The 14,389-nt window shown below is 58.7% G+C and carries 15 protein-coding genes; 5 read left to right on the top strand and 10 right to left on the bottom strand.

All coding sequences use genetic code 11. The features are described 5' to 3' along the window. Window positions 1-4 precede the first annotated feature (4 nt). From BLW01_RS17030 to nanR, 4 genes are all read left to right on the top strand, one after another. The gene (locus BLW01_RS17030; protein ID WP_092572000.1) at window positions 5-550 is read left to right on the top strand and encodes a TRAP transporter small permease; all 546 of its coding nucleotides are present in this window, start codon (window positions 5-7) and stop codon (window positions 548-550) included. A gap of 26 nt (window positions 551-576) precedes the next feature. Continuing rightward, window positions 577-1,956, top strand: coding sequence for a TRAP transporter large permease (locus BLW01_RS17025; protein WP_092571998.1), 1,380 nt, complete (start codon window positions 577-579; stop codon window positions 1,954-1,956). Window positions 1,957-1,965: 9 nt separating this feature from the next. Further along, window positions 1,966-3,048, top strand: coding sequence for an Ldh family oxidoreductase (locus BLW01_RS17020; protein WP_092571996.1), 1,083 nt, complete (start codon window positions 1,966-1,968; stop codon window positions 3,046-3,048). Window positions 3,049-3,119: 71 nt separating this feature from the next. After that, window positions 3,120-3,845: a transcriptional regulator NanR gene (gene nanR / locus BLW01_RS17015; protein ID WP_092571995.1), complete on the top strand. Its 726-nt coding sequence runs from the start codon at window positions 3,120-3,122 to the stop codon at window positions 3,843-3,845. Between the two features lie 45 nt (window positions 3,846-3,890). On the opposite strand, the gene BLW01_RS17010 is transcribed toward nanR, so the two are convergent. From BLW01_RS17010 to BLW01_RS16990, 5 genes are all read right to left on the bottom strand, one after another. Beyond that, entirely contained in the window at window positions 3,891-5,534 is a 1,644-nt protein-coding gene (locus BLW01_RS17010; RefSeq protein ID WP_092571993.1) for a UxaA family hydrolase, read from the bottom strand. Window positions 5,535-5,587: 53 nt separating this feature from the next. Then, the gene (locus BLW01_RS17005; protein ID WP_092571991.1) at window positions 5,588-6,439 is read right to left on the bottom strand and encodes a fumarylacetoacetate hydrolase family protein; all 852 of its coding nucleotides are present in this window, start codon (window positions 6,437-6,439) and stop codon (window positions 5,588-5,590) included. 17 nt (window positions 6,440-6,456) lie between these two features. After that, window positions 6,457-7,206 carry an SDR family oxidoreductase gene (locus BLW01_RS17000; RefSeq protein WP_092571989.1) on the bottom strand — a complete coding sequence of 250 codons (750 nt, stop codon included), beginning with the start codon at window positions 7,204-7,206 and terminating at the stop codon, window positions 6,457-6,459. A gap of 135 nt (window positions 7,207-7,341) precedes the next feature. Then, window positions 7,342-7,584, bottom strand: coding sequence for a DUF3820 family protein (locus BLW01_RS16995; protein ID WP_092571987.1), 243 nt, complete (start codon window positions 7,582-7,584; stop codon window positions 7,342-7,344). 252 nt (window positions 7,585-7,836) lie between these two features. Further along, window positions 7,837-8,163 (bottom strand): rhodanese-like domain-containing protein, encoded by a 327-nt coding sequence (locus tag BLW01_RS16990; RefSeq protein ID WP_092571986.1) that lies wholly within the window; start codon window positions 8,161-8,163, stop codon window positions 7,837-7,839. A 290-nt stretch (window positions 8,164-8,453) separates the two neighbouring features. Between BLW01_RS16990 and BLW01_RS16985 the strand changes: the two genes are divergently transcribed. Further along, window positions 8,454-8,870, top strand: a complete 417-nt coding sequence (locus tag BLW01_RS16985) for a GNAT family N-acetyltransferase (RefSeq protein ID WP_092571984.1) — start codon at window positions 8,454-8,456, stop codon at window positions 8,868-8,870. Between the two features lie 64 nt (window positions 8,871-8,934). Here BLW01_RS16985 and BLW01_RS16980 read toward each other — a convergent pair whose 3' ends face one another. The 5 genes from BLW01_RS16980 to BLW01_RS16960 form a co-directional block, all read right to left on the bottom strand. Next, window positions 8,935-10,242 carry a TRAP transporter large permease gene (locus tag BLW01_RS16980; RefSeq protein WP_092571982.1) on the bottom strand — a complete coding sequence of 436 codons (1,308 nt, stop codon included), beginning with the start codon at window positions 10,240-10,242 and terminating at the stop codon, window positions 8,935-8,937. Next, window positions 10,242-10,781, bottom strand: coding sequence for a TRAP transporter small permease subunit (locus tag BLW01_RS16975; protein ID WP_092571980.1), 540 nt, complete (start codon window positions 10,779-10,781; stop codon window positions 10,242-10,244). Before BLW01_RS16975 ends, BLW01_RS16980 begins: the two co-directional genes overlap by 1 nt. A 71-nt stretch (window positions 10,782-10,852) precedes the next feature. Next, window positions 10,853-11,833, bottom strand: coding sequence for a TRAP transporter substrate-binding protein (locus BLW01_RS16970; RefSeq protein WP_175529883.1), 981 nt, complete (start codon window positions 11,831-11,833; stop codon window positions 10,853-10,855). 81 nt (window positions 11,834-11,914) lie between these two features. Beyond that, entirely contained in the window at window positions 11,915-13,453 is a 1,539-nt protein-coding gene (locus BLW01_RS16965; protein WP_092571976.1) for a class I adenylate-forming enzyme family protein, read from the bottom strand. A gap of 63 nt (window positions 13,454-13,516) precedes the next feature. Further along, window positions 13,517-14,278, bottom strand: coding sequence for an enoyl-CoA hydratase/isomerase family protein (locus BLW01_RS16960; protein ID WP_092571974.1), 762 nt, complete (start codon window positions 14,276-14,278; stop codon window positions 13,517-13,519). Window positions 14,279-14,389 lie beyond the last annotated feature (111 nt).

The raw sequence follows: 14,389 nt of genomic DNA, 5'->3' as shown, positions 1-14,389 counted from the left end.
TTTTATGTCCGAGGATCATCGGTCGACTGATGAGGTGACGTTCGACGTTCCCGACGACGATGTGTTCGATGCCAAGGCGTATGCGCCGGAAGACTACGTCACACTGGCCGTCTTCTGGGTACTTGCTTTCGATGTCTTTCTGCAGTTCTTCAGCCGCTATGTGTTGGGCAATTCGATCGCCTGGACCGAGGAAATGGCCCGATACCTGCTGGTGATCGTGGGGTTTCTCGGCAGTGCCATGGCGGTCAGGAAATGCTCGCACATCGCGGTGGAGTTCTTCTATCGCTACATGCCGGGCATCGTGGGCCGCACCATGTCAACACTGGTGGATCTCGTCAGTATTGCGTTCTACCTGGCGATTGGCTGGGTCACGTTCAAACTGGCGAATCAAACCGACTCGATGATGGTGTCCGTTGATATCCCCAAGAGCCTGCTTTATTACGTGGTCCTCATCGGCTATGTGCTGATGATATTTCGCGCTGTCCAGGCGATGATCCGACACTGGCGAGAAGGGACCAGTGAATTGATGTTCACCGACGATAAACGCTAATTCCCCCGCTTTCTGGAGTCACAGCCATGCCCCATGTCCCGGTCACGCGTTGGCGAGGCGCTATCGTTCCTCCCATCATCGCCGCCATAGCGGTTACCGGCTGTATCGTGTTGGCCTTGCTGGGCCACTACCTAGCTTTTCTTTTCGTGTCGCTGTTCACCATGTTGGTGCTCGGTGTCCCCATCGCCATTGCCCTGGCCGGTTCCTGCCTGATGTATATCCTCCTGGTGGGACGGATACCGGATGTGGTCGTCATCCACCGCATGATCAACGGGGTCGATAGCTTCCCGCTACTGGCGATTCCCTTCTTTATCCTGGCCGGCAACCTGATGAATAATGCCGGCATCACCAGTCGCATCTTCGACTTCGCCAAGGCGTTGATGGGCTGGATGCGTGGCGGGCTGGGCCACGTCAACGTCGGCGCCAGTATCGTGTTTTCCGGCATGTCCGGGGCGGCGGTCGCCGATGCCGGTGGGCTGGGCACCATCGAGATCAAGGCGATGCGTGACGCCGGTTATGATCAGGAGTTCGCCGTGGGAATCACCGCGGCGTCATCGACCATTGGACCCATCATTCCACCGAGTCTGCCGATGGTCATCTATGGCGTCATGGCCTCTGCATCGGTCGGGCAGCTATTCGTGGCCGGCCTGATTCCCGGTCTATTGATGGGTGTCGTCCTGATGTTGATGATCACCATGCTGGCGCGCCGGCGTGGCTATCCGCGGGATGCCACCTTCGCATTGCCGATACTGAGGCGTACCTTCGCCGGGGCATTCCTGTCGTTGCTGACTCCGGTGATCATCGTGGGCGGGATTCTCTCCGGCGCCTTCACACCGACGGAAGCGGCGATTGCCGCCGTCGTCTATGCACTGTTTCTCGGTGGGGTCGTCTACCGCACGCTGACCTGGCGGCGCTTGCTCAAGGTGAGCATGGAAACCATCGAGACGACGGCCGTGATCCTGATGATTGTTGCCGGTGCCTCGATCTTCGCCTGGATCCTGACCAGCAACCAGGTGACCCAACACCTCATCGGGCTACTGGGACCGTATGCGGATGACCCGATTGCCGTGTTGCTGCTCATCAATATGGTGTTGATCATCGTGGGCTGCTTCATGGAAACGATCGCCGCCATCACCATTCTGGTGCCCGTGCTGTTGCCCATGGCGGTCGGCGTCGGTGTGGACCCGGTGCACTTCGGCGTCATCATGGTGCTGAACCTGATGATTGGCTTGCTGACTCCGCCGGTGGGCATGGTGCTGTATGTGCTGTCGCGGGTGTCGAACATCTCCTTCGAGAAGTGCATGCGCGGTACGTTACCGTTTTTGATACCGCTGGTAGTCGCGCTGCTGCTGGTGACTTTCATTCCAGCCATTTCCATGTGGCTGCCAACGCTGGTGTATCGATAAGGGATGACGATGAAAGCGGAAAACGATGATGTGGCTCGCGTCGATGCGGCCGACCTGCAAGCCTTCATGCATGACGTACTACGGCGCTGCGATGTCGATACCCCCAGCGCCGAGGCGGTATCCCGGGCCTTGCTGACGGCCTCGAGCATGGGAGTGGACAGTCACGGTCTTCGTTTACTGCCACATTATGTCAATGCGGTGCGCGGTGGACGTATCACGGCGCGTCCGTCGATGCGTTTCACCCAGCCATTGCCGGCGATCGGCTATCTGGACGCTGACGACGGTTTCGGGCACCTGGCCGGTTACACGGCGATGGATCATGCCTGCTCGATGGCCGATGAGGTCGGTATGGGGGCCGTGGCGGTCGGCCACTCCTCGCACTTCGGGGCGGCGGGGTGTTACGCTCTCGCTGCCGCCGAACGGGGCTTGATAGGCATGACCGTATGCAATTCCGATCCCTTCGTTCGCCTGCATGATGGCAAGGCACCGTTCCATGGCACGAATCCGATTGCTTTTTCGGCGCCGGTCGAGGGGCAACCTCCCTATCTGCTCGACATGGCGTCCAGTTCCATTCCCTGGAACCGGGTGCAGCAATATGGCGCCATCGGTCGTGCATTGCCACCGGATGTGGCCGCTGATGCGACGGGAAAAGTGACGTGCGACCCTGCAGAAGTGGCCTCGTTGCTACCACTGGGCGGGGCTGACTTCGGCTTCAAGGGCGCCGGTCTGGCGGGCATGGTGGAAGTGCTGAGTTCCACGCTGACCGGCATGCAGAACGGTTTCCGGTTGCTGCCCATGGGAGGGCCCGACATGTCGACCCCTCGCGGTGTCGGTCATTTTTTCCTGGCCATGCGGCCAGATGCCTTCAGCGATCGTGAGACCTATCAGGCCAGCATGCGCACGTATCTGGACGACCTGCGATCGCAGCCGGCTCTCGACGGGACTGAGGTGATGGCACCGGGGGATCGCGAATGGCGCTGCCAGGCGCGTCGCGATGCGCAAGGTATCCCCCTGGATGCTGCCAACCTGGCGGCTTACGAGCGCTTGGCCGAGGAACTGGGATTGACGCCACTCGCCGTGAGACGCTCATGACAGAGGCGCACGATAAGGGGCGAATACAGTAAGATAGGGCAGCAGATAGCCGTATCGAGGAGTGGCAACGAATGAGCCGATACAAGGTGGAGCGTAAGACGCTCTCCGAACAGGTGGCCGAGCAGTTGGAAGTGGATATTCTCGAAGGTCGCTTGAAAGAAGACGATCAACTGCCGACAGAGCGGGAGTTGATGGAGCAGTTCGGCGTGGGGCGTCCGGCGGTGCGGGAAGCCTTGTTCTATCTACAGCGTCTGGGATTGATCGCCATCAACAGCGGTACGCGGGCGCGAGTGATCCGTCCCACTGCCGAAGCCGTGATGGCTCGACTCTCCGGCGTGACACGGCAGCTGTTGGTCAAATCGGAAGGACAGCAGTACTTCCAGGAAGCACGGGCCATGTTCGAGATTTCGCTGGCCCGTTATGCCGCCCGCCATGCGACCGACGACGATCTCGCACGGTTGCGCGCTGCCCTGGAGGACAATCGCGTTGCTCTGGGGCATGAAGCGCGCTTCAAGCGCTCCGACAACGATTTTCACGGCGTACTGGCATCGATTGCCTGTAATCCCATCTTCGATGCAATCCACGAAGCGCTATCCGAATGGCTCGATGACCGTCGCGCCGAAGCATTACAGCAGGAAGGTGAAGACCAGGCGGCGTTCCAGGCCCATACCGAGATCGTCGAAGCCATCGAATCGCGTGACCCCGACGCGGCCGAGGCGGCCATGCGTCGCCATCTGGACCGGCACTATGGCACCTACATGGAACTCAAGAAGCGACTGTCCCACGTACCCGAGTGACCCGTCGACATCAATCGATACCGGCAGCCATGGCGTTTGCCCGTCTTACAGTGAAACCCCGCGTTTCCAGGGAATGAAATCGAGTTGTTCAAGTTGCACGGCCCGCGGACGATAGCGGCCCGAGGCCGTGTCGATGCACAACTGCAGCATTCTTTCGGCCAGTTCCTCGATTTGCGCTTCGCCCCTAATGATCGGTCCGGCATCGAAATCGATAACATCCGGCATTCGCTTGGCCAGTTCGCTATTGCTGGCGACCTTCAGTACCGGCGCGATCGGGTTGCCGGTCGGCGTGCCCAGACCAGTAGTAAAGATCACCAGATTGGCGCCGGAGCCCACCAGCGCCGTCGTCGACTCGACATCATTACCCGGTGAACAGAGCAGGTTCAGGCCCTGCTGACGCTGCGGCTCAGTATAGTCGAGCACGCCGACGATCGGACTGTCGCCGCCTTTCTTGGCGGCACCCGCCGATTTCATGGCATCGGTGATCAAACCGTCGCGGATGTTGCCCGGCGACGGATTCATCGAGAAGCTGGCGCCGACGGCATCGGCATGGCGTTGATAGGCCTCCATCAACTGCTGGAATCGTTCGCCGACCTGATCATCGCGGCAACGGGCCAGCAACTCGTGCTCGACACCGCACAGCTCGGGAAACTCACTGAGAATGCCACTGCCACCCAGCGCAACCAGCCGATCGATGGTCGCGCCCACCATAGGGTTGGCCGACAGACCCGAGAATCCGTCGGACCCGCCGCACTCGACCCCGATGGTCAGTTTCGAGAGTGGCGCCGGGGCCCGTTCGCAACGGTTGGCATCGGCCAGGCCGTCGAAGATGGTCGTCAGCGCCTGGCGAATCAGATCCGTTTCGCTGTGGGTGGCCTGCTGTTCGAAGTAGTGTACCGGTCGCAATCCCTGGGGATCGCGTTCCTCGATGGCACGGCTGAGCATGTCCATCTGGGATTTCTGGCAACCGAGACTCAGCACCGTGGCGCCTGCCACATTGGGGTGGCAGATATAACCGGCAAGCAAACGACACAACGCTTGAGCGTCGTCGTCGGTTCCGCCGCAACCGTGGGTGTGGGTCAGGAAACGCACACCATCGACATGGGGAAACAACCGCTCCTGGCCGGCGTCACTGGAAGTGGTATCAACCGGTTCGCCTCGCAACATCGCCCGGGCCATGCGCTTGTAGTCGCGGTAGGGGTCGTCGCCCAGTGCATCGGCCACGCACTGGCGCAGTACTTCGATATTGCGGTTTTCACAGAATACCAATGGCACGACCAACCAGTAGTTGGCCGTTCCCACCTGACCGTCGGGGCGATGATAGCCATCAAAGGTGACGCCCTCGAACTCGCTCACGTCCGGCGCCTGCCACTGGTCGCGACGGGCCTGTGGCTGGCTGTTGTCGGTGGAGTGCTCGGTGTTGGTGGTGGTAATGGCCTCGCCCGTGGCGATCGGGCAGGTGGCGCGTCCCACGGTGACGCCATACATGACCACCGTGTCACCCTCGGCCAGATCTTGCAGGGCGAACTTGTGCTTGCGACGAATAGGCCGGGCGATACGGATGATCCGCCCGTTATCCTCGATCTCGGTATCGGGCTTGAGATCCTTGAGCGCCACACGCACATTGTCGTCGACATGGACACGCAGGCTGGATTGTTGGAATGTGTCGCTGGCAATCGTTCGACTCATGTCCATGACTCCTGCTATTTCCTGATGTGTCGATGGCGCCGGGCGCGTAGGGATCAGGCACCGGGCTCGGCGATCACGTTCTGGCTCTGTTCGCCAAGTCCCTCGATGCCGAGGCGCATGCGTTGGCCCGGCTGGAGATAGACCTGGGGTTTCTGTCCCATGCCGACACCCGGCGGCGTTCCCGTCGAGATGACATCGCCGGGTTGCAGGCTCATGAACCGACTCAGATAACTGATCAGGAAAGGCACCTGATAGACCATGGTATTGGTGCTGCCGTTTTGATAGCGCTTGCCATCGACTTCCAGCCACATCGCGAGTTCATGGGGATTGCTGATCTCATCGGGGGTGACCAGCCAGGGGCCCATCGGGCCGAAGGTGTCGCACCCCTTGCCCTTGTCCCAGTTGCCGCAGCGCTCGAGCTGGAATTCCCGCTCCGAGACATCGTTGATCACGCAGAACCCGGCAACATGGTTCATCGCCTCGCTTTCATCGACGTAGCGAGCTTCCGTTCCGATCACCACGCCGAGTTCCACTTCCCAATCCGTCTTTTTCGACCCGCGCGGGATGATGACGTCGTCATTGGGGCCGCAAATGGCACTGGTCCACTTGTTGAAGAGCACCGGTTCGGCCGGTACTTCAGCGCCGGTTTCGGCGGCATGGTCGGAGTAGTTGAGGCCAATGCAGATGAATTTGCCTACGTGACCCACGCATGGGCCAAGACGTTCACTCGCATCGACGGCCGGCAGGCTGGCAGGATCGAGTTCAGCCAGCCCGGCCAATTGATCGCGGCTTAGATGGTCACCGGCAAGATCATTGATATGGGCGGAGAGATCGCGAATGATACCCTGATCGTCCAGTAGACCGGGCTTTTCATGGCCGCGCGGGCCGAAACGCAACAGTTTCATCGTCAGTAGGTCCTCTATCAGTTCAACCAGCCGCCATCGATGATCTGGGCGGTACCGGTGGTATAGGCGGATTCGTCGGCTGCCAGATAAGTGGCGAGCGCCGCGATTTCTGCGGGCTTGCCCAGGCGCCCCAAAGGTTGCCGGGCGATGAACTCCCGGTGGACGTCGGTTTCATCGCGCCCTTGCTGTCGGGCCTGCTCGGCAATGCGCGCCTTCAGCGATGGCGATTCCACCGTGCCGGGGCAGATGGCGTTGCAGCGAATGCCCTGGCCGATATAGTCGGCGGCTACCGATTTGGTCAAGCCGATGACCGCCGCCTTGGTGGTGCCGTAGGCGAAGCGGTTGGGCACGCCCTTCAGGCTGGACGCCACCGACGCCATGTTGATGATACTCCCACCCCCATGGGCGACCATGCCCGGCAGGAACGCCCGTATCATGCGATACATGGCCATGACGTTGAGCGAGAGGGAAAACTCCAGGTCACGCTCGTCGCATTCCAGCAACGAGCCACCGGCGACATGCCCCGCACAATTGAACAGGATATCCGGTGCCGACAGCGAAGCGGCGAGGGCGTCGATGGCATTGGTATCCAGCACATCCAGGGGCTGTGTCTCGATACCCGGTACCGTGGCCAGTTCAGTGAGGGCTTCGGTATTGATATCGGTCGCGATGACCCGGGCGCCTTCGGCGGCGAAGCGTTCGGCAGTGGCGCGCCCGATGCCCTGACCGGCGGCAGTGATCAAGGCTGTCTTGTCTTTGAGTCGCATGGCAGAACCATTCCTTGGCGTTGTTATGAATGGTTGATTAGTGATTGCTGTATTGTATGACAGGATACTAGCCTGACTGTCATCTCGAGTATGGAACAGTTTGAAGGGCTTGCCAACTCCAGCGAGTGCCGCATGTCATGGCGATTCGTCGTGCGCTTTGCCACCATGTTTTTCACGCAATGGATCGAGCAGCGAGCTCAGGCCGTTGTGGTCGATCTCATGCATCAGGTTCAACAACCGGCCGATCTCGCCCGACGGCAACCCCTCCCGGGCAAACCAGTTGAGGTAGGGACCGGGCAGGTCGGCAATCAACCGGCCCTCGTACTTGCCGAATGGCATCTTGCGAATGACCAGCTTCTCAAGGTCGTCGGGGTTCACAATACGCTCCTTGGTGGTTTCGAATGGGGTATCAGCGTCTTGTTGGATGGCATATACCTGGATTAAGGCTGGCGCTGTTTGCCAGCCATCATCGTAATCGAAAAGTGCCGATAGGGAGTGCGCCCGCGTGCGATGGGCAATCTAAACCGGGACCACACGACACCGCCATGGCGGACGTTCGCCATGGCGGCTGACGATAAGACCCGTTTGTTGGATTGATGATGGTTCATTGAAACAGGCGGTTATCTGCCATCAAGCCGCCTGCCGTTTCTCGAACCAGTCCTTTGTGCCCCCTTCATAGTCGTAGACGTGACTGAAACCGGCTTCCTCAAGCTTCTTGGCTGCATTGGCTGAAGCGTCGCAATCGAAGTCGGCGCAATATACGACGATCTTGCGATCCTTATGACCGGCTAGCGCCTCGACCTTTTCGACGAACTCGGGGTCGCCGACAGGCACGTTCACCGAGGTGCGAATGTGCTCCTTGTTGAAGGCTTCCCGCGGTAGTACGTTGAGCAGCACAAAGTCTTCGTGCTCGGTTTCGTTCATGGTTTTGAGGTCATCACGGGTGATCGCTTTCATGGGATTCCTCCCTTGAATCGGGTCGTGAGTGACTTAAGTGGCTCAGGCCGCGATAAGCTCTGCATCTGCCGTGACAGGAGGGTTGCTGCATGAGTTCCAGAGACCTGGACCTACGACAACACCGTGTCGGCATGGTGACGGGACAGAGGCGCCGAGTTGCCGGGACAGGAGACATTGTCTCTGGCGCCATCGAAAAAGGATTCAATATGTAACAGGTATCCGATAGACGCTAGTATCTTCTGGTACCCCAATCAGTTTGTCTTGCCAGTGCGGATTTTCATGAGACGGATATGACCATCGATTACTCCATCAATGCCCCTGTCACCGCGGATCAGTTTATCGATTTACTGGAAAGCTCCACGCTGGGAGAGCGCAGACCGCTTGAAGACCATATCTGCATGGCAGGGATGATCGCCAATTCCAACCTTGTCGTCAGTGCCTGGGACGGATCCTCACTCATCGGTATTGCCCGTAGTGTCACTGACTTTCACTATGCCTGCTATCTCTCGGACCTGGCAGTGCATCGCGATTATCAACAGTCGGGAATTGGCAAAAGACTGCAAGCGATCACGCAAACGCAGTTGGGCCCTCGGTGCAAGCTGATCCTGATCGCTGCCCCCGAGGCCAGTACGTACTACGCTCACTTGAAGTACACGCATAACGAGCGATGCTGGGTGCTGGAGCCGGGAAAGTCGATCGGTGACTGATCAGGTTTGCCACCGGGGCAACCTGCATGGCTGACCCGGTGAAATGGTTACCCAGATTGGCCGATTACATTGTGGCTTCATTCATGTAGCTGGGCAGGAATGTGGCCAGATTCGGAAAGGCGATCAGCAGGAATGCCATCAATGCCATGATCAAGAACATCGGGGCGGCTGCTTTGGCGATGAATCCTAGGCTGTGATTGGTCAGTCCTTTCATGACGAAGAGGTTGAAACCGACGGGGGGCGTTATCTGGGCCATTTCCACCATGACCAGCACGAAAATACCGAACCAGATCAAATTGATCCCGGCGTCATTGAGCATGGGCGTGACGACTGCCATGGTCAGCACCACTGCCGAGATACCGTCGAGAAAGCAACCCAGCACGATGTAGACGAGCATTAACGCCACCAGGAGCATGAAGGGGGAGAGGTCCAGCGATCCCACCCATTCGGCCAAGCCGCGCGGGAGCCCGGTAAAGCCCATCGCCAGCGTCAGGAATGAGGCGCCAGCCAGGATCAAGGCGATCATGCATGAGGTTTTAACGGTACCCAGTAAGCTTTCCACCAGTGAGCCAAAGGTCAGGCTCCGTTGTATGGCGGCCAGCAGCAAGGCACCTACGACACCAAGGGCGGCGGCTTCGGTTGCGGTGGCGAGTCCGGAATACATGGAGCCGATCACGGTAATGATCAACAGCGCGACCGGAATCAATAAGCGAGATTCATGCAGACGCTGCTTCATCGACATGGCCGGCTCTTTCGTGATCCCTGGCTTTTTCACTATGTCCCAGATCACGACATAGCCCATGAATAATGCTGCCAGTATCAATCCCGGAATAATCCCGGCGATGAAGAGCTTGGGGATGGACTGATTGGTGATGACGCCGTACACGATCATGGTCAATGAGGGTGGAATCATCAGGCCCAGGGTGGAGGCTCCGGCCAGCGTCCCGACACTCATGAAATCGGGGTAACCACGTTTGCGGAGTTCAGGCATGGACATCTTGCCCACGGTGGTCAATGTGGCGGCCGATGATCCAGAGACCGCAGCGAATAACGTGCACCCGATGACATTGGTGTGCATGAGTCGCCCGGGAAGCCAGTTCAGCCAAGGGCTCAACCCGCGAAACAGACTTTCGGAAAGTCGTGTGCGGTAGAGAATCTCCCCCATCCAGATAAATAACGGGAGTGCGGTCAGGGTCCAACTGGTCGATGATGTCCATAGCGTGCTGTACATCGACGCCCCGATAGGACGGTCCGTAAACAACGCCATACCGACGATGGCAACGCCAACCAGGGATAATGCGACCCAAACGCCGGACCCCAAAAGCAGGAACAGGACAAACAGCAGGACAATGGCCAGCTCGGTGAAATCCATCAATGGCTCCTTGCGGCGTGAGTCGCGTGATGATTGGCGCGTTTGGAACGAAGCATGGTGGCCAGCCTGCGAAGGAAGTGATCGAGTATCGACAGAGTGAAGGTCATGGCGCCAAATGCCAGCAGCGACTGGGGAATCCATAGAGGCATCGCGTCCTGCCCCGAAGAGACATCGCCAAATTGATACGACCAATAGGCAGCGTCGGCGGCGTGCCAGGTAATGAATCCGACAATGCCAGCGGCAGCCAGCAGGCACCACAGTTCCCCGAGGGGACGTAAGCGTCCCAGGCGATCCAGCAATAGGCTGACACGGATATGGCCACCTTCATGAAACGTGTAGGCCAGGGCCAGAAAGGTGCCGGTGCCCATCAGGTAACCTGCATAGTTGGAGGCACCAGGGAAGGTCATGCCGCTCCAGCGCAATACGACCTGGATGACGATCACGATCAGCATGACGAAAATACATAATGCGGCGAGGTACCCGCAGGCTCGATAAAGGCGTTCCAGCCACAGGGCTGCTTTAGAGGAAAAGGTATTCATGGGAGTTATCCCTGTTTCCGTCTAACCAGGCGGAGTCCCCATCCCGAGGAATGGGGACATGAAGGCTACTGTTATTGTGATACGCGATATTCTTCTACCAGGCGCTGACCTTCTTCACCGGCTTCCTCCAGCCATTCTTCCTGCATCTCTTCACCAATGCGGCTGAATTCCGCCTGTAATGCGTCATTGGGCTGGTGGATCGTAACACCTTTCTCACTCAACCGGTCCTTGAGCGTATCGGTAAGGTCCCTGGCCTGTTCTTCACCGCGCTGTTCGGCTTCCTCGGCTATGGCCAGCACCTCCTGCCTGGTGTCTTCATCAAGGGCGTCCCACCGGTCCTTGTTGACAAAAATATGACTGAGGACCAACCAGGCTTTCGCATCGTAGAAGTGGGGCAAGTCATCCCAGAGCTGGTGATTATACACCGGGTCCCCCGACGAAATGAGCGACTGCACCATGCCGGTGGCGGCAGCCTGGGACAGCTCGGCTTCCTCGATCTGAGTGGGCGTCATGCCCATCAGCTCAGCAAAGCGGGCCGTCGCTGTGTTGTAGGCGCGAAACTTCAGGCCCTCTGCATCATCGGGAGAGTGGATCTCACGATCGAAAAAGAGGCCTTGTGGGGGCCAGGGAATGTGATAGAGCAATTGCAGGTTTTGCTCGGCCATGTCTTCATCCAATGCGGGCTTGGTCACTTCCCAAAGTCGGTTGGATTCCTCAAAAGAGTCCGCCAGGAAAGGAACGGAATCGATACCGTACAGGACATTCTCGTTCTGGTGCGCCGAGAGCACATGTACGCCAATCTGAGCCTGGTCTCGTTGCACGGCACGCTTGATTTGATCGCCGGGGAAGAGCGAGCCACTCGGATGAACATTAATATCGAGTTCGCCATCGGTCGCTTCATGAACTTGCTCGGCGAACCAACTCACGTTTTCGGTAATGTAGTTATCCGAGGGTTGCGGGGAGGGCAGGTCCCAAGTTTCGGCATGGGCGAGACTACCCAACCCAAGGGTCAGTGTGCCAATGGCGGCCGTCTTGATCAGTACGTTAACCATGGTGCTGGTTTCCTTTGTTCTAGTTGGACAGGGGGTCGATAGGGCGTTCCTGTTGTCGTTGTTATCCATGTCGTCTCCATTTCAGGGTGACAGTTGCTGTTGGCTATCCCAGGCCTCGTGTACAGAGGTAGGGAGGCGGTGCTTGACGATGCGGTGGCTGGGTGTTCGTTCGAACTCGTCCACGACGGTCAAGTAGCGTGGGCACTGATAGGAGGCCAGACGTTTCTGCAGCCAGTGGTAGAGCTCATTGGGCTCGATCATGTGGCCGGTCTTGGGCTTGAGAAAGAGCTTGATGTCTTGTTCGCCGATCTCTGCCTCGACCCCGATCATTGCACACTCCTCGACATCCGGGTGTTGCTGCGTGACGGTTTCCACTTCCCAGGCCGATACGTTTTCGCCTCGGCAGCGAACGCTGTCGGTAATGCGCCCGAGGAAGTAGAGATAGCCATCCGCATCGAGCCATCCGCGGTCGCCGGTGTTTAACCTGCCATTCGTCATGGCCTTTTCGGAGGCCTCGGCATTGCGAAAATACCCATCGAACAGCACGCCGGGCTGCGTTTCGCGGACCACGATCTGGCCGGGCTCGCCGGTCGGCATGAGGTGGCCATGTTCGTCGTGAATGGCGATATCCAGCCAGGGAACGGTCCGCCCCACGGAGCCTTGCCTTCCTTCGGCATTGCAGGTGGTCAGGCTAGAGGCTTCCGTCATGCCGTAGCACTCGCGAATTTCGAACCCGAAACGCTCTTGCAGAGCCGGCCAAATCTCGCTTGGACACCCGCCACCCCAGGCAATGCGCACGTTATGGCGAGTTTCCAGGTCACTGGGTGGCTGCTTCAGCAATATTTGCAGCACGCCTCCCAGGTAATGGATATGGGTTGCCCCGCTGGCACTGACTTGCTCCCAGAAGCGGCTGGCGCTGAAGCGTTCGGTCAGGCTGAGCCGCACATCGAAGAACAATGGCAACAACAGCATCTGGGCACCACCAATGTGATAGAAGGGCTCCCATTGGAAGAAGACATCTCCCGGTTTGATGGAGCAAAGCAATTCGACGCTTTTGAGGGCATAAGCCATCATTGCGTGCGTGACGCGAACCCCTTTCGGCTTGCCGGTCGTGCCGGAGGTGTACATCAAGGCATAAAGAGCCGACATGGCGGGAGCGGGGGCTTCCAGCCTGGCGTCACCAGCCAGGATGTCGGAAACGGCGTCGTTCTCGCCTCCCAGCAGCAGAGTCTGGCCGGCAATTTCCGCACCACTGTCGTCGATGACCGGCATCAGGTTGGCATCGGCAAAGAGCAGGGCGGGGTCGCAGTGCTCGATGATGTACTTCAATCCACGGCCGCGCTGACGGGCGTTGACCGGCACCCAGACGATACCGGCCTTGGCCAAGGCGAAGAGAATGGATATGGCCTCGGGGCCATTATTCATCATGACCGCCGCACGCTCGCCCGGCTGAATGCCCAGTCCCTGACGAAGGTGGACCGCGAGTGCCTCCGCCTGGCGATCAAGGGTGCCGAACGTCAGGGGCTGATGGTCGAAAGTCCCGAACACGCTTTCCGGCTCGCGCGCGGCGATATCGCGCAGGGCGAGAATGAAACTGGGATCTTCTAGGCTGAATCTCATGGTAATCCGATGGTCCTTTTGTATAGGCACGTCTCTCCGGTGACAGGTCTCAACTGCCGTGTATCAGCCACTGCGTCGATTGAGGAACGCTTCCATCATGCGAGCGGGTTCGCCCGAGGCGTAGGCTTCGGCCTGGATACGCGCTCCCGCCTCAAGGCAGTCACGAAAACCGGGTTCGGTAATTTCCTTGAAACGCTGGCGGTCCAGGCGCATCGCTACAGGAGGCTTGTCAGCGAGTTCTTCACCCAGTGACAGCGCCTCGGGGAGTACCTGCTCGGCGTCAACCAGACGGTTGATGAGGCCAAGCGCATACGCTTCATCAGCATTCATCAGTCGGCCGCTCAGGGTCAGGTCGATGGTGCGCGCGAGCCCGAGGTGCTCCCGCATGATCCAGGGACCGGTCGTACTGGCGATACCGGAATTGATTTCGGGCTGCCCCATGCGCACGTCGCTGTGGGCGATGCGAAAATCACACAACAAGGACACTTGGAAGGCGGACCCTGCAGCGACCCCGTTGAGTGCGGCAATGATCGGCTTGGGGCTGCTGCGAAGCTTGTCATAAAGGGCTTCCCATTCACCGACCCAACGCTTTGCCCGTTCCGCATCGAAGTCACGGGTTTCATTGAGATCCTGCCCGGCACTGAAGGCCCGATCACCCGCTCCGGTCAGTACGATGGCACCAATGGCATCATCGTTGGAGAACGTCGCCAGTGCCGCTATCAACTGCTGACGCATCTCGCTGTGCCAGGCATTGAGGACCTCGGGACGGTTGAGGGTGATGACGCCTACGCGGCCTTGCTTGTGAGTGAGTATGTGGTCGGACATGATGGCCTCTAGATTATTTGTGCTTATGATTGCAATGCAATCACTAATGATCTACATTTAATCAATGTAGTTGAATTGAGATTATTGTAAAGCGGAAAATTGACACAAGAT

This window comes from Aidingimonas halophila (genome assembly GCF_900106955.1).
Lineage (GTDB): Bacteria > Pseudomonadota > Gammaproteobacteria > Pseudomonadales > Halomonadaceae > Aidingimonas > Aidingimonas halophila.
Note: the sequence above shows the minus strand (reverse complement) of the source record. Positions and strands in the feature narration are given on the sequence as shown.